This window comes from Anaerostipes sp. 494a, assembly GCF_001940315.1.
In the GTDB taxonomy this organism is placed as follows: domain Bacteria; phylum Bacillota; class Clostridia; order Lachnospirales; family Lachnospiraceae; genus Anaerostipes; species Anaerostipes faecalis.
Genome location: NZ_MJIF01000001.1, coordinates 1854456 through 1877749 on the forward strand (window position 1 = coordinate 1854456; position 23294 = coordinate 1877749).

General features: G+C 36.6%; 24 protein-coding genes. 21 read left to right on the forward strand and 3 right to left on the reverse strand.

Annotated features, from left to right (window positions below):
• Positions 1-112 precede the first annotated feature (112 nt).
• From BHF70_RS09220 to BHF70_RS09235, 4 genes are all read left to right on the forward strand, one after another.
• Positions 113-307, forward strand: a complete 195-nt coding sequence (locus tag BHF70_RS09220; RefSeq protein WP_075759944.1) for a hypothetical protein — start codon at positions 113-115, stop codon at positions 305-307.
• An 87-nt stretch (positions 308-394) separates the two neighbouring features.
• Positions 395-949, forward strand: a complete 555-nt coding sequence (locus BHF70_RS09225; protein ID WP_075759945.1) for a LemA family protein — start codon at positions 395-397, stop codon at positions 947-949.
• Between the two features lie 19 nt (positions 950-968).
• The gene (locus BHF70_RS09230; protein ID WP_075759946.1) at positions 969-2894 is read left to right on the forward strand and encodes a DUF2207 domain-containing protein; all 1926 of its coding nucleotides are present in this window, start codon (positions 969-971) and stop codon (positions 2892-2894) included.
• 30 nt (positions 2895-2924) lie between these two features.
• Positions 2925-4115, forward strand: a complete 1191-nt coding sequence (locus BHF70_RS09235; RefSeq protein WP_075759947.1) for a phosphopentomutase — start codon at positions 2925-2927, stop codon at positions 4113-4115.
• 65 nt (positions 4116-4180) lie between these two features.
• Here the strand turns inward: BHF70_RS09235 and BHF70_RS09240 are convergent, their stop codons facing one another.
• Complete coding sequence (locus BHF70_RS09240; RefSeq protein WP_075759948.1) at positions 4181-4525, reverse strand: helix-turn-helix domain-containing protein; 345 nt, start codon at positions 4523-4525, stop codon at positions 4181-4183.
• A 175-nt stretch (positions 4526-4700) separates the two neighbouring features.
• Between BHF70_RS09240 and BHF70_RS09245 the strand changes: the two genes are divergently transcribed.
• From BHF70_RS09245 to BHF70_RS09255, 3 genes are all read left to right on the forward strand, one after another.
• Positions 4701-5315 (forward strand): DUF5688 family protein, encoded by a 615-nt coding sequence (locus BHF70_RS09245; protein ID WP_075759949.1) that lies wholly within the window; start codon positions 4701-4703, stop codon positions 5313-5315.
• Between the two features lie 86 nt (positions 5316-5401).
• A complete protein-coding gene (locus BHF70_RS09250; RefSeq protein ID WP_075759950.1) occupies positions 5402-6280 on the forward strand; it encodes a damage-control phosphatase ARMT1 family protein in 879 nt (292 codons plus the stop codon).
• Positions 6281-6307: 27 nt separating this feature from the next.
• Positions 6308-6895 (forward strand): sugar O-acetyltransferase, encoded by a 588-nt coding sequence (locus tag BHF70_RS09255; protein ID WP_075759951.1) that lies wholly within the window; start codon positions 6308-6310, stop codon positions 6893-6895.
• Here BHF70_RS09255 and BHF70_RS09260 read toward each other — a convergent pair.
• Entirely contained in the window at positions 6876-7352 is a 477-nt protein-coding gene (locus BHF70_RS09260) for an HAD family hydrolase (protein WP_143249385.1), read from the reverse strand. The genes BHF70_RS09255 and BHF70_RS09260 overlap by 20 nt on opposite strands.
• A 50-nt stretch (positions 7353-7402) precedes the next feature.
• Between BHF70_RS09260 and BHF70_RS09265 the strand changes: the two genes are divergently transcribed.
• From BHF70_RS09265 to rbsK, 14 genes are all read left to right on the forward strand, one after another.
• A complete protein-coding gene (locus tag BHF70_RS09265) occupies positions 7403-8959 on the forward strand; it encodes an alpha-glucoside-specific PTS transporter subunit IIBC (RefSeq protein WP_075759953.1) in 1557 nt (518 codons plus the stop codon).
• A gap of 17 nt (positions 8960-8976) precedes the next feature.
• A complete protein-coding gene (locus tag BHF70_RS09270) occupies positions 8977-10311 on the forward strand; it encodes a 6-phospho-alpha-glucosidase (protein WP_075759954.1) in 1335 nt (444 codons plus the stop codon).
• A 27-nt stretch (positions 10312-10338) separates the two neighbouring features.
• Positions 10339-10824, forward strand: coding sequence for a hypothetical protein (locus BHF70_RS09275; RefSeq protein ID WP_075759955.1), 486 nt, complete (start codon positions 10339-10341; stop codon positions 10822-10824).
• A 104-nt stretch (positions 10825-10928) separates the two neighbouring features.
• On the forward strand, positions 10929-11537 hold the full coding sequence (locus BHF70_RS09280) for a YczE/YyaS/YitT family protein (RefSeq protein ID WP_083638401.1): 609 nt from the start codon (positions 10929-10931) through the stop codon (positions 11535-11537).
• Between the two features lie 149 nt (positions 11538-11686).
• Positions 11687-13024 (forward strand): 6-phospho-alpha-glucosidase, encoded by a 1338-nt coding sequence (locus tag BHF70_RS09285; protein WP_075759957.1) that lies wholly within the window; start codon positions 11687-11689, stop codon positions 13022-13024.
• A 43-nt stretch (positions 13025-13067) separates the two neighbouring features.
• Entirely contained in the window at positions 13068-13553 is a 486-nt protein-coding gene (locus BHF70_RS09290) for a PTS sugar transporter subunit IIA (RefSeq protein WP_075759958.1), read from the forward strand.
• 151 nt (positions 13554-13704) lie between these two features.
• The gene (locus tag BHF70_RS09295; RefSeq protein WP_075759959.1) at positions 13705-14496 is read left to right on the forward strand and encodes a MurR/RpiR family transcriptional regulator; all 792 of its coding nucleotides are present in this window, start codon (positions 13705-13707) and stop codon (positions 14494-14496) included.
• Entirely contained in the window at positions 14474-15226 is a 753-nt protein-coding gene (locus BHF70_RS09300) for a MurR/RpiR family transcriptional regulator (RefSeq protein WP_075759960.1), read from the forward strand. Before BHF70_RS09295 ends, BHF70_RS09300 begins: the two co-directional genes overlap by 23 nt.
• A gap of 81 nt (positions 15227-15307) precedes the next feature.
• A complete protein-coding gene (locus tag BHF70_RS09305) occupies positions 15308-16615 on the forward strand; it encodes an ATP-binding protein (protein ID WP_075759961.1) in 1308 nt (435 codons plus the stop codon).
• A 154-nt stretch (positions 16616-16769) separates the two neighbouring features.
• On the forward strand, positions 16770-17630 hold the full coding sequence (locus BHF70_RS09310) for a class I SAM-dependent methyltransferase (RefSeq protein ID WP_075759962.1): 861 nt from the start codon (positions 16770-16772) through the stop codon (positions 17628-17630).
• Positions 17631-17785: 155 nt separating this feature from the next.
• On the forward strand, positions 17786-18790 hold the full coding sequence (locus tag BHF70_RS09315) for a rod shape-determining protein (protein ID WP_075759963.1): 1005 nt from the start codon (positions 17786-17788) through the stop codon (positions 18788-18790).
• A gap of 144 nt (positions 18791-18934) precedes the next feature.
• On the forward strand, positions 18935-21193 hold the full coding sequence (gene recD2 / locus BHF70_RS09320) for an SF1B family DNA helicase RecD2 (protein WP_075759964.1): 2259 nt from the start codon (positions 18935-18937) through the stop codon (positions 21191-21193).
• 123 nt (positions 21194-21316) lie between these two features.
• Positions 21317-21850 carry a MerR family transcriptional regulator gene (locus tag BHF70_RS09325; protein ID WP_075759965.1) on the forward strand — a complete coding sequence of 178 codons (534 nt, stop codon included), beginning with the start codon at positions 21317-21319 and terminating at the stop codon, positions 21848-21850.
• Positions 21851-21930: 80 nt separating this feature from the next.
• Positions 21931-22896, forward strand: a complete 966-nt coding sequence (rbsK, locus tag BHF70_RS09330; RefSeq protein WP_075759966.1) for a ribokinase — start codon at positions 21931-21933, stop codon at positions 22894-22896.
• 126 nt (positions 22897-23022) lie between these two features.
• Here rbsK and BHF70_RS09335 read toward each other — a convergent pair whose 3' ends face one another.
• The gene (locus BHF70_RS09335) at positions 23023-23193 is read right to left on the reverse strand and encodes a DUF362 domain-containing protein (protein ID WP_075759967.1); all 171 of its coding nucleotides are present in this window, start codon (positions 23191-23193) and stop codon (positions 23023-23025) included.
• Between the last annotated feature and the right edge of the window lie 101 nt (positions 23194-23294).

A 23294-nucleotide genomic window follows, 5' to 3' on the forward strand; every position in this document is an offset into this window, starting at 1 on the left:
AGAAAGTGAGGTATTACAATGGAGGAAGTAATGAAAAGTGAAATGAGAGAAGCTGTGGAAGCTGGAGAGAAGGTACTGATAACTTTAAAAGCTGCACAGAAGGAATTAAACAGTGCAGGATGTCGAAATTCCGATGGATCTTCATGTAGAAGTGGAAGGGTTTTTAAAATTTGCAGATTTTTTCTTTGATGGAATTGTGGCAGATTATTTTGTCCAGTCAAAGATCGAGAATGCAAAGAAACAGCTGAATGATGCCGTTTATCAGGTAGAAAGTATACTTATGGATCTGAAAGAAAGGAGTAGATAAAGGAGAAAGCAGATGTATTAAAAACAGCAGAATTATATTATAATGGATGTAAGGATATAAAATAATTGTTTTGAAGGGAGAAATAAAATGATTGCAGGAATTATTATTGGAGTGCTGATATTATTATTGGTGATTTATGTTGTAAGTTCATACAATGGTTTTGTCAGTTTGAGAAATAAGACAGAAGAAGCATTTTCAGCTATGGATGTATCTTTGAAAAAAAGATATGATCTGATTCCTAATTATGTGGAAACTGTAAAAGGGTACGCAAAGCATGAATCAGAAACTTTAGAAAAGGTTATTTCAGCAAGAAACTCAGCTATGGGGGCATCTTCTGCAGAAGAGCGTATTGAGAATGAAAATGTATTAAATGGTGCTTTAAAATCTTTGTTTGCTGTAGCCGAGAGTTATCCGGATCTGAAAGCAAATCAGAACTTTTTACAGCTTCAGGATCAGCTTCAGAGGCTGGAGGAAGAAATTGCAGGTTCCAGAAGATATTATAATGGAGTTGTTAATAAATTTAATACAAAAACAGAGATGTTTCCTGGAAATATTATTGCAGGTATATTTGGATTTAAACGGAAACCTTTATACGAAGTAGAAAATACAGAAGAACGTGAAAATGTTAAAGTGTCTTTCTAGAAGACTATGAGGTAGGATTATGAAAAAGATCAGAGCATGGGCAGTCATTATTATAATGGCTGTTGCAAGCATTATTTTTTGCAGAGCAGATTCAGTTAAAGCAGCTGAAAATGTTTCCTATGATTCCAATATGAAGACAGAAAAATATGATGTGGATGTTGTGATTAGCGAAGATGGAAGCTATACAGTAACAGAAAAGATAGCGGTTAAATTTTTAAATCCACGACATGGAATATACCGTTATATTCCCAATAAGGGGAAAATCATTACGGCAGATAAAAATGAAAAACAGAAAAAGCTTTTATATTTTGCAGATATAAAAGTTCTGGAAAGTAATACTACCTGTGAAAAATCATCAGAAAATGGAAATATTGTATTGAGATTTGGAGATGAGGATACGTATGTGAAAAATAAAACCTACCGTTTTACTTATCGCTTTACCCCTCGCTATGAAGATGAAAGTTTCCACAGTATATATTTTAATATTTTCCCGACAGGATGGCAAAACAGAATTCCTGCAGGCAGTCACTTCAGTATTCAATTTCCGAAAAAAACGGATGTAAGCCAGCTGAAATTTTCTTATGGAGCCTACGGAGAATCAAAGAATGGAGAAAATATTTTAAATCTTTGGATAGATGAAACAAATCATCAGTTGTCAGGAACCTTAAAGAAAAAGCTGGACCTGGGGAATGGAATTACGGTTTATGGGGAAATGGAGGAAGGATATTTTTCTCAATACCATCAGTCTCATATGGATAAAGTTGTCTTTGCGGCAACCCTGGCAGTTCTGGTTTTGGCTTTGGGATTGTATTTTAAGTTCGGAAAAGATGAAAAAATTATTCCTTCTATTCAGTTTCAGCCTCCGGAAGGGTTAGATAGTGCAGCAGTTGGATATATTATTGATGGCACAATTGAAAATGAAGATCTGATTTCTCTCATTATATATTGGGCAGATCATGGATATCTTCGTGTGGAGGAAAAGAAGAAGGGAAAGGTTACCCTTTATAAATTAAAAGATTTAAAGAAGGATGCACCGGGATATCAGACATATCTGTTTGATGCGTTGTTTGATGGAAAAGATTCCGTTAAAATCTCATCATTACAATATAAATTTGCGGATCATTTACATAATGCAAAAGATAAGCTGAAATATTATTACAAAGATCAGATTTATACAAAGGCATCAAAGGCAGTAAGAATGGTAATGTTACTTGTAATCCCGATTCCTTTTGGAATCTTTCTTCTCATGATGGGTTATTATAATTATATAGGAGGTTTTGGGATTTTCCTGGAAATTGCCCTATGGTTACTGTTTTTAGCAGGTGCTGTCATTTCATGTATTACGGTGGATAAATGGTATGCCATATCCGCATCTGCAAGAAAAGTACGAATTGCCATAAGTGTTATTTTAACAGGTGGCAGTATTTTAGGATATGGAGCCTATTACATCTGGAAAACAGCTCAAGGAGATATGTTTAATTACAGATGGCTGTATGCAGTGATAGCAGCAGTATCAGTGACAGCTGTTGTGCTTGTAGCATTTATGAAAAAAAGAACTGATCAGTGTATTCAGTGGATGGGATATCTGTCTGGATTAAGAGATTTTATTGAAACTGCCGAACTGGATCGTATGAAAGTCCTGGCAAAAGATCATCCGGAAATGTTTTATCATATTTTACCGTATGCTATGGTTTTTGGATTATCTGATGTGTTTGCAGAGAAACTGGAAGATCTGAAGATTCCGGCACCTGACTGGTATGACTCTTATGTTGAAACACCATATTTCCATTATTATATGTTAAGCAGATGTATGGAGAATACCATAGCAGAAACTTTGTCAGTACCAGAACCGCCAGTACAGGATGAGGGCGGTGGTTTCTCAGGAGGATCCTTTGGAGGATTTTCAGGAGGAGGCTTTGGCGGCGGAGGCGGCGGAAGCTGGTAAAAAAGTAACTATAAAAAGAAGGTGCAGAATATGAGAAAATATAAACGTATTTTTACAATTGTAATTGATTCTCTTGGAGCAGGAGCCATGGAAGATGCGGGGAAATATGGTGATAAAGGAACCGACACATTAGGGCATATATCTGAATCAGTGGGTAACTTTGAAATCCCCAATCTTCAGAAACTTGGTTTAGCCAATTTGCATAAGTTAAAACAGGTGAAACCAGTGGAAAATCCTATGGGCTATCATATGCTGCTTAATGAGGCAAGCGTTGGAAAAGATACTATGACGGGACACTGGGAGATGATGGGCCTTCATATTACAAAGCCATTTAAAACATTTACGGAAACCGGCTTTCCAAAAGAACTAATTGAGGAGCTTTCCAGGAGAACCAGACATAAAATCATCGGAAATAAAAGTGCCAGTGGAACAGAAATTCTGGATGAACTGGGGGAGGAAGAAATTGCCACAGGGCATATGATTGTTTATACTTCGGCGGATTCAGTATTACAAATATGTGGAAATGAAGAGACTTTTGGACTGGAGGAGCTGTACCGATGCTGTGAGATAGCCAGAGAACTGACTTTAAAAGACCAGTGGAAGGTGGGACGTGTTATTGCAAGACCATACATTGGAAAGAAAAAGGGAGAATTTAAACGAACCAGTAACCGCCATGATTATGCTTTGAAGCCTTACGGGAAAACTGTTTTAAATGCATTAAAAGAAGCTGGATTTCAGGTGATTTCTGTGGGGAAAATATATGATATTTTCGATGGAGAGGGGCTGACAGAATCTAATAAATCTAAAAGTTCAGTTCATGGAATGGAACAGACTATAGAAATTGCCAGGAGGGATTTTGAAGGGCTTTGTTTTACCAATCTGGTTGATTTTGATGCCCTGTGGGGACACCGTAGAAATCCTCATGGATATGCACAGGAACTTGAAAAATTTGATAAAAAACTGGGGAAATTGTTGCAATTATTAAAAGAAGATGATTTGCTGATTATCACTGCAGATCATGGAAATGATCCGACTCATACAGGAACAGATCATACAAGGGAAAAGGTACCATTTCTTGCTTATTCACCGTCAATGACAGGTGGTGGAAATCTTGGAGAAGCAGACACTTTTGCCATAATAGGAGCAACGATAGCAGATAATTTCCAGGTGAAGATGCCAGAAGGAACAATAGGAGAATCTATTTTGGACCGGTTAAATTAAATAAAAAGACAAAATAGGAATAAAAAAAGGAGCTATTACAATTAAAATATTGTAACAGCTCCTTTTTAAGTGTTATCTTTTAAATGAGGAATTATTGCAGATAATATTTCAGCAATCTGGTTACGTTGTTCTAGAGTCAGGTGTCTGGTCAGTTCCCATAAAGCATCATGTTTAGATGGATAGTCTGCTTCTAAAAGAGTATCTCCAAATAATAAATAGTCTGCTGATACGTTCAGGGCATTGGAAATAGATGCTAGTATATGAATAGACATGGATTTCAGACCAGATTCAATTTCATAAACATAATGTGGTGTAATTTCAGCTATCTCAGCCAGTTTCTCCTGGGTCATATTACGTTGCTTTCGAATTTCTTTAATTCTTTGTCCGGTTGCTTTAACGTCTGTTTTCATTTGATACCTCCCATGAGAAAACAAGCTTTTCAACATAAGAAAATACTATAACTAACAGCAACAGATAGCCACGAGCTTACAGCTACATTATTTGTTGCTATAAGCAACATGTGATGGTATGATAGATAGAGTATGAAGATAACACGCAATAAAGCAGTAGGAGTTGTATGATAATATGCAAAAGAATCAGGGGTTGTTTCAGAATAAATGTCCCAAAAGTATTGAGAAAAATATCATATATCATTTGATAAATTATAACAAAAACAGGAAAATATTAGAAAAACTTCCGCATATACATTATGAAGATCTGGCAATAGTTTTTCGCTTTGTACAGAAAAAAGTCGGACAGATAAACTCAGTACTTATCGATTGTAAAATGACAGAAGAATGGAAAATGGATGAAGAGGATTTGTGGAGATGTGCCAAAAAGAATACACCGGAAATGTTTCCGGAGAAAATAGAATCCATAAATGAAATGTTTCATCGCCATAAAAAAAATGAAGAACCGGCATTAATCTTATCGAATCAGCAAGGCCTGTATGGAGCAGGAGTTATTTTGTATGAAGATATTCTTAAAAATCTGGCAGACCGGTATGGATGGAATTTATTTTTACTTCCAATCAGTATTCATGAAGCTATGATACTATTCGACCGGGGACAGTATGTACAGGAGGAATTGTTGAAAATCATACAGATTTCCAATCAGACCGTTGTATCAGAAAATAATTTTTTGTCGGATAATGTATATTATTATGACCGGATGGATCATGAATTGTTTTGTCTTTTTTAATTAATATGATTAAAGCAAATCTGGATTGGAGATTTTATTGAGAATTTAATATAATAGAAGCAGAAAATTAAGAGAAGGAGCTTATTATGGAGAAAGTTAGATTAAATTCTCAGTGCATTCGTTGTTTGGTGAAGAAACAGATGGAAAATTTTGATAATAATATAGCTGAGAATCAAAAGGTTCAATATATGCAGGAAGTTTTAAAGATTATTGCACAGGCAGGACCGTCAGAAGGAGGGCCCGTGATTTCGGGACGTATTTTTGAACTGCAAAAGAGAATGTTTGGAGAGAAGGTTGATTATAAACCGATTAAACACCGATACAACCAGATGATGCTGGATATGGAATATGAAATCAGTCAGAAAATAGAAAATTCTGAAGATCCGCTGAAGCAGGCACTGAAATATGCAATGACTGGAAATTACATTGATTTTGGAGCTTTGTCCAATGTAGATAATGAAAAACTGATGGAACTTTTGGAACAGGCGGGAAAAAATGCAGTCAGCCAGGAAGAGTATCAAGCCTTAAGGGAAGATCTGAAACGGGGAGGAAAACTGGTATATCTGACAGATAACTGTGGTGAAGTTGTGTTGGACAAGCTATTGATAAAACAGTTGAAAAAGGAGTATCCGGATCTTGATATTACGGTAATTGTAAGAGGTCAGGAAGTGTTAAATGATGCAACCATGGAAGATGCGAAGCAAATCGGAATGACAGATATTGTAAAAGTTATAGGAAATGGATCTGATATTGCAGGAACTTATGAGGAAGAAATTTCACAGGAAGCATTGCATATGATAAATCAGGCAGATGTGATCATTGCCAAAGGACAGGGAAACTTTGAGACTTTGTGGGGATGCGGTAGAAATATTTACTATATGTTCCTGTGTAAATGTGAGCTGTTTACTGAAAGGTTTGGAGTTAAGCAGTTTGAAGGAATTCTTGTGAATGATAAGCAATGCTAAAAGTAAGTTTGAAAGGAGTGTTATACGATGACAGAGCGTGAAAAAATGGAAAAAGGACTTTGGTATGATGCAAACTATGACAAAGAATTATTAGAGGAAAGAGACAATGCAGAAGAACTTTATTTTTGCTTCAATCATACTAGTCCAAAGGATAAAGAAAAAAGAGAAGAAATATTGAAAAAACTTTTACCAAACAGAGGAAAGGATACTGTAATTCTCTCCCCGTTTTATACAGATTATGGATATAATTGTCTGATTGGTGATAAAACGTTTATTAATCATAATGCTTATCTGATGGATGGTGCTAAAATTACGATAGGAAAGAATTGCTTTATTGGTCCAAATTGTGGAATGTATACTGCAATTCATCCTTTAATCGCAGAGGAAAGAAATCAGGGGATGGAAATGGCAAAGCCGATTACGATAGGCAATAATGTGTGGATTGGTGCAGATGTTACTATTTTGCCAGGAGTGACAATTGGAGAAGGCTGTGTAATTGGCGCAAAAAGTGTTGTGACAAATGATATTCCTGACAATGTAATTGCTGTTGGAAATCCATGTCGTTCACTTCGTCCAATTACAGAAGAGGATAAGATCAATCATCCTTTTCTTTAAGACAATGATTCTGATCAAAAAAATTCTCCATAACTTCTGTTATAACACCGGTGTTATTATTGTTTTTACAAATATAATCACATTGTTCTTTGATATCTTTTACAGTGTTGCTTGGTGTAATACTTAAATCGGCTTTTTCAAGCATTGACAAGTCGTTATAATTGTCACCAACAGCTATAATTTCTTCTGGAGCCACATCTGGTATTTTTGCTAATTGTAGCATAGTATTGCCTTTTGTGACTCCAATCTTGTTAAGTTCAATAAAATAACGATTAGAAGAATAGTTGATTGTTATTTTATCTTTGATAATAGGCTTCAATTCTTTTTCAACAGAACATAAATATTCTGTATCGTGTGAATTTTCACGTGTTTTGTTCAAAGTGACGTAATATAAGCTGTATTTCCTAAAAAGATTAGAAATATTGAACAAAGATTGAGGCTTTGTTATATTAGCCATATCAGCTAACAAGGAAACAAGCACATAAAAAAGAAAGGATGAACAAAATTATGATGCAAAAAATTCAAAAGTTCGGTGGAGCGATGTTTACACCAGTTCTGTTATTCGCTTTTGCGGGTATTATGATCGGGATTGGAACATTGTTTACGACTGAAGTAATTATGGGGAGCCTGGCAGCACCGACCAGCATGTGGTATAAATGTTGGAATGTTGTTTTACAGGGCGGATGGACGGTATTCAATCAATTGCCGTTGCTGTTTGTTGTAGGACTGCCAATTGGAATGGCCAAAAAACAGAATGCAAGGTGTTGTATGGAAGCATTGGTACTTTACTTAACATTCCACTATTTCTTAAGTACCATTCTTTCCCAGTGGGGCGGAGTATTTGGCGTTGATTTTTCGGCCGAAGTCGGAGGAAGCAGCGGATTAACAATGATTGCCAATATTAAAACATTGGATATGGGAATGATCGGAGCTTTGGCAATTTCCGGAATTGTAATTTTCTTACATAATAAATATTTTGATACAGAACTTCCAGAATGGCTTGGAATTTTCAGTGGTTCCACATTTGTTTTCATGATTGGATTCTTTGTTATGATTCCAGTAGCCGTAATTGCAGCACTTGTATGGCCAAAAGTCCAGTTAGGAATGCAGGCGTTTCAGGGATTTGTCATCGGAGCCGGAGCAGCAGGTGTATGGGTGTTTGTATTGTTAGAGCGTTTGCTGATTCCATTTGGACTGCACCATATTTTGTATTCTCCATTCTGGTATGACAATGTCGTTGTTCCCGGTGGATTATATGCATACTGGGCAAAGAAGTTACCAGAAATTGCAGCTTCCACAGCTTCTTTGAGATCTCTCGTACCAGCAGCAGGATTTTCATCTACAGGATTTTCAAAAATCTTCGGATGTCCAGGTATTGCTCTTGCATTTTATGCTACAGCAAAACCTGAGAAAAGAAAGAAAATTATGGGTCTGTTAATTCCAATCACTTTAACAGCAATCTTTTGTGGGGTTACCGAACCAATCGAGTTTACATTCCTGTTTATGGCACCAGCATTGTTCGTAGTACATGCAGTATTAGCAGCATGCTTATCTACAACTATGTATCTTGCAGGAATCGTTGGTATTCATGCAGGTGGAGCGATTGAAATGGCTTCCCTAAACTGGATTCCATTAATGGGTAATCACTGGAAACAGTATTTGTTAATGCTTGGCATTGGTTTAGTATTTACAGGAATCTGGTTTATTGTATTTAGAACATTAATCTTAAAATTCGATTTTAAGACACCAGGTCGTGAAGATGATGAAGAAATCGAATTTGGTTCTAAAGAAAAATTCCGTGAGAAGCAGGCTGGAAAGAAAGGTGGAAAAGCTACATTTGCAGAAATGATTCTGGAAGGTCTTGGAGGAAAAGACAATATTGTTGATGTTACAAACTGTGCAACCAGACTTCGTGTTAATGTAAAGGATGAGACATTATGTAAAGGTGATGCATATTTCAAAGCCATTGGTGCTCATGGATGTTCTGTAAATGGTAAATCATATCAGGTTATTGTTGGATTAACAGTACCAAGTGTTCGTGAAGATTTTGAAGGTTTATTGTAATCAGTTAGGAGAAAAAAATGACAGATAAAAAATATTCAATTACAGTTGCAGGTGGAGGAAGTACATTTACACCAGGTATCGTATTAATGTTATTAGATCATATGGATCGTTTTCCAATCCGTTCCATCAAGTTTTATGATAATGATGCCCAGCGTCAGGAAACAGTGGCAAAAGCATGTGAGATCTATCTGAAAGAACATGCACCGGAAGTGGCATTTGATTACACAACAGATCCTGAAACAGCATTTACAGACATTGACTTTGTCCTTGCACATATCCGTGTAGGAAAATATGCAATGCGTGAGCTGGATGAAAAGATTCCTTTGAAATACGGGGTTGTAGGACAGGAAACCTGCGGACCAGGAGGAATCGCATATGGAATGCGTTCCATTGGAGGGGTTATCGAAATCCTTGACTATATGGAAAAATACTCTCCAAATGCATGGATGTTAAACTACTCCAATCCGGCAGCCATCGTGGCAGAAGCAACCAGAAGATTAAGACCAGATTCAAAGATCTTAAATATCTGTGACATGCCGATCGACCTGATGGAAAAGATGGCTGATATGGCAGGACTGAAATCCAGAAAAGAGATGCAGTACGGATATTATGGATTGAACCACTTTGGATGGTGGAATAAGATTTATGACAAAGACGGAAATGATCTGATGCCTGTTATCAAAGAGCATATGGCAGCCAATGGATATGCAGATGCATTATCTGACAGCAACCAGCATGTAGATGAAAGCTGGGTACATACATTCCAGAAAGCAAGGGATGTATATGCAGTGGATCCGGAAACCATTCCAAATACATATTTAAAATATTATTTATTCCCAGATTATGTTGTAGAGACATCAAACCCTGAATATACAAGAGCAAACGAAGTCATGGACGGACGTGAAAAGTTCATCTTCGGAGAATGCAGAAATATTATCGAAAAGGGAACAAGCGAAGGATGCGCATTTGAACCGGATGCCCATGCAACATATATCGTAGACCTGGCATGTGCTATTGCTGAAAATACACAGGAAAGATTCCTGCTGATCGTGCCAAATGAAGGAGCAGTGGAAAACTTTGATCGAACAGCTATGGTGGAAATCCCATGTATCGTAGGAAGCAACGGATACGAGAAGATCTGTCAGGGAGCAATCCCACAGTTCCAGAAAGGATTGATGGAACAGCAGGTAAGCGTAGAGAAACTGACAGTAGAAGCATGGATTGAAGGAAGTTACCAGAAGTTATGGCAGGCACTGACACTGTCTAAGACAGTACCAAGCGCAAAAGTAGCAAAACTGATATTAGATGATTTAATTGAAGCAAACAAAGACTTTTGGCCGGAATTAAAATAGGATTATAAGAAGAAAGCAGGTAGAATCATGGTTAATACGAAGAAAAAAATGAAATTAGATCGTTATTATAATATAGCAAAAGTTTTATTAGCATTATCTCCATTTGTGGCATTGGCCTATATTTCAATGAATGCCGCAAAAATGGGAATAACAATGGCAGCAGCAGTCGGGCAGGATCCGAATATGACCGTCATGTTTTTAGTTGCTATGATTAATCCATTTATTGCCTATTTACTGATTTTTGTCCATAGAAAGATTGATCAAAGAGATAGTGCCTATGCAATTGTTAATTTGGTATTTCTAATTGTGGCAGAAATTATGTTAGAAAATATGATTTATATTCTTCTCCTTGGATTTATTTTATATCAAACGATGAATGCTGGTAATATAACGATAAAAGAAAGTTTTCAGACAAAGATTCATGATCGTTTTTTAAGTACAGTTTCAGGAAGTTTGGTTGTCATCGTATTAGCCGGAATCTGCCTATTTGCCAGAATCAGAATTGGAGCATAAACGTAGCTGAATATATGATAGAAAGAGGAGTCCATTCATTCTACAAATGAAAAGGGTTCCTTTTTCTTTATGAAAATATTAGCAAAAATTAAAGGAGTACATTGGTGAAAAGACATTTATTTTTTTGTGTTTTTGGAGTTTTAGTGCTGGGATTTGGTTCTGCCATTTGTAGGATTGGACAGGTGGGACTTGATCCGTGTACATCAATGAATGTAGGAATTGCCCAAGGAATACATTCCACTTTAGGAATCACGATGATGACATTTCAGGTAATTTTACTAGCAGCAGTATTTATTCTAGACAAAAGTTATATTGGATGGGGAACTTTTATTAATGCATTGTGCCTGGGATATTGCATTGATGGGTTTACAGCATTTTTTATGGCAATATTTTCTTTGCCTGATGTTCCGGGAATCATAATGCGTATACTATGTATGATATTTGGAATTTCATTTATTACGTTAGGTGTATCTTTATATTTTACTGGAAATCTGGGATTGTCGCCTTATGATGCTGTAGGAAAGATTTTTAGTGATAAAACACCATTGTCATATCCAATCTGCAGAATTCTGACAGACGTGTTATGTGTGATATTAGGATTTTGTTTGAAGGGACCTATTGGACCAGGAACAGTTATAACAGCGTTTTTTATGGGACCGCTTATTCAATTTTGGAATAAAAAAGTGAGCGAACCATTGTTTAATAGATATTAAAATACTTGTGAAAATTCACAGATTTTGTGTAAAAACACGCTTTTACGGTGTATTCCCTAAAAAGCCTCAATCTATTGTTTTGGTGGATTTTGGAGTGTATCATGAAGTCAGAAATTAAAAAAGAAATAAAACTTTAGGAGGTTACAAGAATGAGCAGTAATAAAAAATATTCAATTACAGTTGCAGGTGGAGGAAGTACATTTACACCAGGTATCGTATTAATGTTATTAGATCATATGGATCGTTTTCCAATCCGTTCCATCAAGTTTTATGATAATGATGCCCAGCGTCAGGAAACAGTGGCAAAAGCATGTGAGATCTATCTGAAAGAACATGCACCGGAAGTGGCATTTGATTACACAACAGATCCTGAAACAGCATTTACAGACATTGACTTTGTCCTTGCACATATCCGTGTAGGAAAATATGCAATGCGTGAGCTGGATGAAAAGATTCCTTTGAAATACGGGGTTGTAGGACAGGAAACCTGTGGACCAGGAGGAATCGCATATGGAATGCGTTCCATTGGAGGGGTTATCGAAATCCTTGACTATATGGAAAAATACTCTCCAAATGCATGGATGTTAAACTACTCCAATCCGGCAGCCATCGTGGCAGAAGCAACCAGAAGATTAAGACCAGATTCAAAGATCTTAAATATCTGTGACATGCCGATCGACCTGATGGAAAAGATGGCTGATATGGCAGGACTGAAATCCAGAAAAGAGATGCAGTACGGATATTATGGATTGAACCACTTTGGATGGTGGAATAAGATTTATGACAAAGACGGAAATGATCTGATGCCTGTTATCAAAGAGCATATGGCAGCCAATGGATATGCAGATGCATTATCTGACAGCAACCAGCATGTAGATGAAAGCTGGGTACATACATTCCAGAAAGCAAGGGATGTATATGCAGTGGATCCGGAAACCATTCCAAATACATATTTAAAATATTATTTATTCCCAGATTATGTTGTAGAGACATCAAACCCTGAATATACAAGAGCAAACGAAGTCATGGACGGACGTGAAAAGTTCATCTTCGGAGAATGCAGAAATATTATCGAAAAGGGAACAAGCGAAGGATGCGCATTTGAACCGGATGCCCATGCAACATATATCGTAGACCTGGCATGTGCTATTGCTGAAAATACACAGGAAAGATTCCTGCTGATCGTGCCAAATGAAGGAGCAGTGGAAAACTTTGATCGAACAGCTATGGTGGAAATCCCATGTATCGTAGGAAGCAACGGATACGAGAAGATCTGTCAGGGAGCAATCCCACAGTTCCAGAAAGGATTGATGGAACAGCAGGTAAGCGTAGAGAAACTGACAGTAGAAGCATGGATTGAAGGAAGTTACCAGAAGTTATGGCAGGCACTGACACTGTCTAAGACAGTACCAAGCGCAAAAGTAGCAAAACTGATATTAGATGATTTAATTGAAGCAAACAAAGACTTTTGGCCGGAATTGAAGTAAAATATAAAAGAAACTGATTGTAAAACAATGAAAGGAGGAAAATATGTTTTTTAGACGTAAGAAAAAATCAGATGCTGTGGAAGTAAAAGCTTTTTTTCAGGGAACAGCATGTCCATTAGAGCAGGTAAATGATGAAACGATTGCAAATAAGCTGCTTGGTGATGGAGTAGCAATCGAGCCGGAAGAAGGGACATTATATGCGCCGGTAACGGGAACTATCACATCTATCTTTGATACGAAACACGCAATTGGGTTTGAATTGGAAAATGGTGCCGAAGTTCTGCTTCATATTGGAATTGATACAGTAGAGCTGGAAGGAAAAGGATTTGATCTGGATGTTTCTGTAGGAGATAAAGTAAGTGCTGGAGATCTTATGGGAAAAATGGATGTTGATTTTATCAGATCAGAAGGGAAACAAGCGATTAGTCCGATTATACTGACAAATGTAGATGACTATAAAATAGAATTTCTGAAAACAGAAGATCAGGTGAATATTGGAGAAGTTTTATATAAAATTTCCAAGAAGTAATCTACAGTTTCAAAAAGAACTTGAAATTAAGCCATAATAAAACAGGGATACTGTAAACAAGACAGTGTCTCTGTTTTTTTTCAAAGATGCAAGAGATAAATAGTCGTGTTATAATAACATTATAACCAGATTAATGAAATGGAGTAAATATATGAAATTAGAGGAACTTGTAAATAAATATTATAGACAATTAAATGAAAATGATTTGCATATATGGAACTATATTTCAAACCATCGAAAGGAATGTGAAAAGCTGGCAATTGATCAGCTGGCTTATAAATGTAATGTATCCAGAACGACAATTCTAAGGTTTGCTCAAAAGCTTTCTTTAAAAGGATATGGGGAACTGAAAGTATTATTAAAATTGGATAATCAGAAGGCAAAGGAGAACCTGGATGATGTGGATGCAATCAGTCAGTCTTACCAGATGGTTGTGGATAATATAAAAAATCTGGACTGTACAGAGATATTTAGGAAGATGGATTCTGCCAGGAATATTTATATTTATGGTATAGGAATGATTCAGTCATCGATTAAAAGAGAATTTAAAAGGTTGTTTATGACTGCAGGGATCATTGTTTATAATTTAAGCGGATATGCAGAAGCAGAAAGCGTTTTAGATACGGTAAATGACGAAGATTTGTTTTTTATGATTTCTGTTAGAGGAGAGAATCAATTTGTTTTGGATTTTGCAAAAAAATTAAAAGTGAGGAATGTTCCAATTGTGTCTATTACATGTCTGAGGGATAATAGATTGTCGCATTTATGCGATTATAATCTTTATACTGCCGATACAAATGTTCAATGTATATTTACTGATGAAGGTTATGTGTCTCTGACAACATATTTTATTTTAATGGAAATCTTTTTCTTAAAATATGAACAGTATAAACATGAGAAAAAAGGAAAGGTAGAAGATCATGCAGTTAGAAGAAATGATTAATGATCATTATAATGAACTAAATGAAAATGATTTGTACATATGGAATTATATTCTCCATCATAAGGAAGAATGTAAAAATATATCTATACAGGAATTAGCTTCCAAATGTAATGTATCTCATACAACTATTAACAGATTTACTAAGAAAATTGGATTAGAAGGCTATAGTGAATTAAAAGTTTACCTGAAATGGGACAGCAGAAAGAAGGAGGAATTCAACTCCTCGGAAATCGAAAAAGCTTATCAGGATTTCATAAAAACAATGGATGTGGTCCGAAATCAGGATTTGACAAAAATATTTAAAATGTTAAAGTTATCTAGAAAAATTTATGCGTATGGTTCGGGGGCTGTTCAGAAAAATGCAGTTAAAGATTTAAAACGAGTGATGGTGTTTGCAGGTCATCTGATTCATACAATTGAAGGAAGAGATGAAACAAATGTAATTTTAAACCATGTACATGAAAATGATGTGGTTTTTTTGTATTCTTTATCTGGAAATAATTCATTTATGAATGAATTTGCTCAAAGATTGAAGGCTAGAAATGTGAGAATTATATCTGTAACCCAGGTGGGAAACAATGAATTGTCCAGATTAAGTGATGTAAGCATCCAGTTCTATTGTCATCCAATAGTAAGAAAAGAGCATGGCAACGATCTTTATATGGTTTCACAATTTTTCCTGATTAATGAATTTCTTTTGCTTAAGTTATTAGATTATCAACAATTTTAGACAAAAAGTGCTATAATGATAAGAAAAATCTACCAAGACCTGATGATTGGGTTGATAGGATATATGGAAGGTGAGTAGAAAATGTACAATATAGTTTCAAAGTTATTAATTTATGGAGATATGGACAAAGATTCTATTTTAATGGAATTAAGTGATATATTTCGCTGCATGGATGAAGGAACTGAGAGTAAAGATATTCTGACGACCAGAGTATTTAAGCAGATTAAGAGAATTTTACAGGTGGCAACAGATTATGCCTTCGACAAAAATTTATGGCATAATTATCTGACATTTTTACTGATTACCAATGAGAATCCTTTTAGTATTACATGTGAAAAGGTTGGAGCAAGTGAGGGAAGTGTAAATCATTTTGCCAAAAATGATTTTAAGGCATTTAAAGAACTGTTTGATTTTGATTTCAGTAAAATTGAAGAGAATCTTGGAATCGATTGTTTTAGCAGGATTTCTGACTATAAGGCTATTGGTAAACCTGAATTAATGTATAACAAAAATGTAAGTGAGAAAGTCCGTGCTTTAAGTGAAAAACTGGAAGCCACTAAAGATGAAAATGAGTTTTTTGATGTGGTAACTGATTTTTATAAAGCCTATGGTGTTGGCATGTTTGGGCTTAATAAGGCATTTCGTATTGAAGAGACAGGTGATGGAGACATCCGCTTCCGTGCAATCAATAATATGGACAAAGTTGTGTTGGATGACCTGGTTGGATATGAAATCCAGAAGAAGAAGCTGGTGGACAATACAGAAGCCTTTGTTCAGGGGAAAAAGGCAAACAATGCTTTGCTTTTTGGAGACAGCGGTACAGGAAAATCCACAAGTATCAAGGCTATTGTTAATGAATACTATGACCAGGGTCTGCGTATGATTGAGATTTATAAGCATCAATTTAAGGATTTGTCCAATGTGATTGCCAAGATTAAAAATCGTAATTACCGTTTTATTATCTATATGGATGATTTGTCTTTTGAAGAGTTTGAAATTGAGTATAAATTCCTGAAAGCTGTTATCGAAGGAGGAGTGGAAACAAAACCGGAGAATATTCTGATTTATGCAACTTCTAACCGTCGTCATCTGATCAAGGAAACATGGAATGACAGAAATGATGTGGAAAATAGCAATGGAATGCACAGATCTGATACTATGGAAGAAAAGTTATCTCTGGTAAATCGTTTTGGAGTAACCATTAATTATTCTAAGCCAAGCCAGAAAGAATATTTTAATATTGTTATTCAGCTGGCAAGAAAAGCAGGAATTACCATGTCAGATGATGATTTATGCAAAGAAGCAAATAAATGGGAATTAAGTCATGGGGGAATTTCAGGAAGAACTGCACAGCAGTTTATCAATTATCTGTTAGGAGTGCAGGATTAAATTCTGAAAATAAAAATTTGTAATGCTTTCATAAAATTAGGTAAAAAGGAAGAATCTCAAGGGGAAGGTTCTTTCTTTTTCTCATTTCATAGGGTATACTAGTTCTTGTATAACAGAAAATAATTAAAATTACAGATAGAAAGAGAGAAAACATATGTGGGTAGCAGATCAATGGAAAGATTATGAAGTACTGGACACCTCAAATGGTGAAAAGCTGGAAAGATGGGGAGATTATTATCTTGTTCGTCCCGACCCGCAGGTTTTATGGACAACACAAAAAAAATTAAGACAATGGAAGAAGCCTAATGGACATTATCACAGAAGTAATAAAGGCGGCGGTCAGTGGGAGTTTTTTGATCTTCCAAAAACATGGGATATTCAGTATAAAGATTTGAAGTTCCATCTTCAGCCATTTAGCTTTAAACATACTGGATTGTTTCCGGAACAGGCAGTAAACTGGGACTGGTTTTCTGATAAAATCAGAAATGCAGGAAGACCGGTAAAAGTATTGAACTTATTTGCTTATACCGGCGGTGCAACTCTGGCGGCAGCAAATGCAGGAGCAGCAGTCACCCATGTGGATGCTTCCAAAGGCATGGTAAACTGGGCGAAAGAAAATGCTCAGTTATCAGGATTAAGAGAAAGACCAATTCGCTGGCTTGTGGATGACTGTGTGAAATTCGTCGAACGGGAAATTCGACGTGGAAATCACTATGACGGGATTATCATGGATCCACCTTCTTATGGAAGAGGACCAAAAGGAGAAATCTGGAAGATAGAGGAGAAAATTTATCCTTTTGTACAGCTTTGTACTAAAATTTTATCAGATGATCCATTGTTTTTCCTGATCAATTCATATACAACAGGACTTCAGCCGGCAGTACTGACTTATATGCTGGAGACAGAAGTAAGATCAAAATTCGGTGGTAAAGTCATGTCTGATGAAATCGGACTTCCAGTCAGTTCCAACGGGCTTGTTTTGCCATGTGGAGCTTCAGGAAGATGGGAAAAATAACGAAGATTACAGAAATCTTAAGTTTTACTAAATTTTTTTATAATCTAAAAAAAACAATTGAATTTTTTGTCGGATTGTTTATAATTAAGAGAGTATGTATACGAATAATCAATCATTAACATAATAATAAAAAATTGAAAGGGGAATTTGTTACCATGGCATCAGGAACAGATATTGGAATTGACTTAGGAACAGCCAGCGTCTTAGTATATGTTAAAGGTAAAGGCGTTGTTTTAAAAGAGCCTTCAGTTGTGGCTTTTGATAGAGATACAAACAAAATTAAAGCAATCGGAGAAGAAGCACGTTTAATGCTTGGAAGAACACCGGGAAATATTGTGGCAGTTCGTCCGCTGAGACAGGGTGTTATCTCTGATTATACAGTTACAGAGAAGATGTTAAGCTACTTTATTAATCGTGCAATAGGCAAATCATTATTTGGAAGAAAGCCTCGCATCAGTGTCTGTGTTCCAAGTGGAGCAACAGAAGTTGAGAAGAAGGCAGTTGAAGATGCAACTTACCAGGCAGGAGCCAGAGATGTATCTATTATTGAAGAACCGGTTGCAGCAGCAATTGGAGCAGGAATCGATATTTCCAAACCATGTGGAAATATGATCGTAGATATCGGGGGAGGAACTTCTGATATTGCTGTTATTTCTCTTGGAGGAGTTGTTGTAAGTAATTCTATCAAGATCGCAGGAGATGATTTTGATGAAGCTATCGTTCGTTTTATGCGTAAAAAGCATAATCTGTTAATTGGAGAACGTACGGCTGAAGAGATTAAGATTAATGTAGGTACAGTATTTAAACGTCCTGAAAATCTTACAATGGATGTACGTGGACGTAATCTGGTAACAGGATTACCTAAGACTGTCACTGTAACTTCTGAAGAAACAGAAGAAGCCTTAAGAGAACCTGCATACCAGATCGTTGATGCAGTTCATAACGTTCTGGAGAGAACTCCACCTGAACTGGCAGCAGATATTTCTGACAGAGGAATTGTATTGACAGGAGGAGGATCATTGATCCAGGGTCTGGAAGAGCTGATTGAAGAAAAGACAGGTATCAATACAATGACTGCAGAAGATCCGTTAACAGCTGTAGCGATCGGTACAGGAAAATTTATTGAATTTCTTGCCGGAGAAGACGATAAACGTAAATAATAAGTGTTAAATTAAAAACAAAGCGGACAAGTGCCTCATGATACTTGTCCGCTTTATTTTTCTTCGGGAAATCTTATAAAAGCTTCTTAAGAAAAAATACTCCGTGCAGCATGCAATCAGATACGTATGGAAAGAGAGGACTGAATGGAACATCTGGAAGGATATGTTGATCATATTAGATTTCGAAATGAAAATAATGGATATACGGTGTTAAGTCTTGATGTGGAGGATGATGAGGAAACTGTAGTTGGATTGTTCCCTTTTTTGAATGAAGGGGAATATATTTCTATGGAAGGGGAATATGTTGATCATTCGGTTCATGGACCTCAGTTTCAGATGAAAACTTATGAAATTACGGCACCTGATGATATACATAGTATGGAACGATATCTGGGTTCCGGTGCTATTAAAGGTGTTGGACCGGCAACAGCTAAAAAAATTGTAAAAAAATTTAAGATGGATACTTTCAGGATTATAGAAGAAGAACCGGAAAGATTGGCAGAAATCAAAGGAATTACAGATAAAAAAGCTCAAATGATTGCTGTGGAATTTAATGAAAAACAGGAAATGCGTCACGCCATGATGTTTTTATCCGGATATGGAATTAACAATAATCTTGCAGTTAAAATCTACAAAGAATATGGAGACCATCTTTATACCATTATTCAGGAAAATCCATATCGAATGACAGATGATATTGCAGGTGTGGGATTTAAGATTGCAGATGAAATTGCTAAAAAAGTAGGTATTGGAAGTGACTCTGATTACCGAATCATATCTGGAATATTCTATACATTGATGCAGGCATTAAATGAAGGCCATATATATCTTCCAAAACATATTTTGTGCAGAAATGCAGCATATATTCTTGGAGTGGGGGAAGAAGCCATTGAAGAACATTTACTGGGGATGATGATTGACAAAAAAATTGTAATCGTTGAGGAAGAAGAGATTAGAATTTATGGAGCTGCTCAATATCACATGGAAGTAAATACAGCAAGAATGCTGTGTGATCTGAATCTTCATTATGATGTTTCTGTTTCAGAGATTGAAACGATGATTGCAGGCATTGAAGAGGCCGAGCAGATTACATTTGCCAATAAACAAAAAGAGGCAATTGAAGCTATTGCCAGCCACAGTATCGTGATTTTAACCGGTGGTCCGGGAACTGGAAAGACAACCACGATCAATGGTATGATTCAGTATTTTGAAAGGGAAGGTCTTGATATCCGTCTGGCGGCACCAACCGGAAGGGCTGCAAAGCGTATGACAGAAGCTACAGGATATGAAGCTATGACCATTCACAGATTGCTGGAGATTAATGGAGAGGCTGAAAGAGATCTGAATCATGGTGGAATGCCCTTTGAGCGTAACAGTGCCAATCCTCTGGAAACAGATGTGGTTATCATTGATGAAATGTCTATGGTAGATTTATATCTGATGAATGCACTTTTGCAGGCAATGGTTCCGGGGACCAGACTGGTGATGGTAGGAGATGCTAATCAGCTTCCATCTATTGGTGCGGGAAACGTGTTAAAGGATATGATATCTTCCAAAGAATTTAAGGTAGTAGAACTAAATCAGATCTTCCGTCAGGAAGAAGGAAGTCATATTGTAAGAAATGCTCATTTAATCCATCAGGGAAGAACGGTAGAGCTTGATAATAAAAGCAGAGACTTTTTCTTTCTTCAGAGGAATTCTGTTCAGGATGTATTGGGAGTTCTTGTCTATCTTGTCAGAGATAAGCTTCCGGCATATGTCAATGCCGAGCCATATGATATTCAGATTCTTACTCCTATGCGAAAAGGTGAACTGGGAGTCGAAAGACTAAATCAGGTTATGCAGCAGTATCTGAATCCTCCAGACAAGGAAAAGAAAGAAAAGGATACATCTTTTGGAGTTTTTCGTGAAGGTGATAAAGTGATGCAGATTAAAAACAATTACCAGCAGGAATGGGAAATCCGAAATAAAAAAGGGTTTACTGTGGATAAAGGAGTTGGTGTGTTTAACGGGGATATTGGAATTATTACGGAAATTAATGATTTTACAGAAAAAGTAACGGTAGTATTTGATGATACAAGGGAGGTTCAGTACGGCTATGCATCGCTGGATGAACTGGAACTTGCTTATGCTATTACGATACATAAATCTCAGGGAAGCGAGTATCCGGCGGTAGTAATGCCTCTTTTAACAGGACCAAGAGTACTGTTTCACAGAAATCTGCTGTATACAGGAGTTACCAGAGCAAGAAACTGTCTGACGATTGTTGGAGATAGAGGAACGTTGTTTTCAATGATTCAGAATGTAAATGAACAAAGACGATATTCTACACTGACAAAACGGATTCAGGAAATAGCCGGCGAATCAGAAGAAAATCCGTTTGACGAAGGGTGGATAGAATAGAATAAAGTTTTTTCATAAAATAAAAAAATTAGCTAAAACCGTCATCTTTTAGAGGACGGTTTTTCTTGTTTCATAAATAAGTCCTTGATACACTAAAATACGAAGAAAGCAAGGAGGGGGCTTATGAGAGAAAAGAAACGTATGATATCAGAAGCAGCCCGGGAATTGGGACTGGAAACTTATAATTTAAGAACCTGGGAAGATGAATTTGGGCTGATGATTCCACGAAATGAAAAAGGATACCGATGCTATGGAGATAAAGAAATCCAGACATTCCAGATAATTCGAAATATGAAAAATGAAGGTATTGATACAGAACAGATCAGGAAAAAGCTATTAGGGAATATTATTCCTTTTCCAAAGGAAACTCAGGTGGGAGTACCGGATAAAATGGCGCAGTTTCAGGATGTAATGGTGAAGATCATGGGACAGGCTCTTAGAGAGCAAAAAGGTTTTCTGGAGAAAGAAATAGGAGATCAGGTTTCTCAAAAAATTTCAAAAGAGATAGATTATCAGTTCAGACTGAGAGAAGAACAGCAGGAAAAGCATTTCCAGAAATTAGATGAACTGATTCGAATACAGCAAAAAACAAGAGAAGAAATTGCGGCTTCCAAAGAAAAGAAAAAATTCTTTCGACGTAGAAGAAAAGAAAGATAAGATTGTATTTCTACAAGAACAATATTATAATGAATTCAGAAACAGAGTGTATTTCAAACAGCATAAGTGAGGAATTGATTATGGGTAAAAGACCAAAGATATTAGTTGTGGGAAGCTTTGTTATGGATCAGATTGTCACTACCAGAGTATTTCCACAGGAAGGTGAAACTGTCCTTGGGAAGACTTTTCATAAGGCACCTGGAGGGAAAGGAGCTAATCAGGCAGTACAAATGGCTCGTCTCGGTGCAGATGTTACGATGATAGGTAAATTAGGGAAAGATTCCAATGGAGAAGAACTTCTGGATGTATGTAAAAAAGCAGGGATAGACACTGGTAAAGTATTATTTGATGAGACTGAAGCATCAGGATGTGCCATGATTATTTTGGAGTTAATTCCTGGAGGAAGCACAAGGAATCGCATTATTGTTATTCCGGGATCCAATATGACCATAAAACCGGAGGAGATTGCTTTTCTTGAAGATGAGATCGAACAATATGATCTTGTTTTGCTACAGCATGAGATTCCTATGGAGGTTAATGAAAAAGTTGCTTCATATGCCCATGCGAAGGGGGTACCGGTGATGCTGAATCCGGCCCCGGCAGCACAGCTGTCAAAAGAGTTTATTGCAAATCTGACATATATTTCTCCAAATGAACATGAAGCTGCAGCTATGACAGGAATAAAGATACATAGAGATAAAGGAGTATTTAATCTGGAGGAAGCAAAAGTTGCTGCTTTAGTATTAAGAGGTTTTGGTGTTGATAATGTTGTTATAACGTTGGGAGAATCGGGAGTTCTGATGGATACTCCCCAAGGGATGATTTATAAACCGTCTGTTCCAGATGTGAATGTAGTAGATCCTACAGCTGCAGGAGATTCTTTTGTTGGAGCGTTTTGTACGAGAATATGTATGGGAGATAGTTTTGGTGAAGCATTGACTTTCGCAAATCATACGGCGGCACTTACAGTATCTAAAATGGGGGCTATGCCATCGCTTCCTCACCTTGATGAAGTGGAAGAATATATTCGATCAAAAAAAGATTAATAGTTGTAGATTTCCTGTATTCCTCAATCATGAGAGACTTGCTCCGCTTTAGTGTAGCAAGGTCTTTCCTAATAAAATAAAAAAAGAGATGCAATAGTGCATCTCTTTTTTATGTACGTTTCTGGATTATTCCTGGCTGATAGCACCAGCTGGACATCCATCTGCACAAGCACCACAATCCATGCATGTATCTGCATCGATTACGTACTGTCCATCTCCTTCGCTGATAGCTCCTGCTGGGCAAGTTCCTTCACAAGCACCACAAGAAATACAAGCGTCTGAAATTACATATGCCATAGTTAAGTCCTCCTTATATAGTATAGTCAATTAAAACGGAAACCCGCTTAACTACATCTTATTTTAATATACTTAATCAAGAATATCAAGCAATTTGTTGT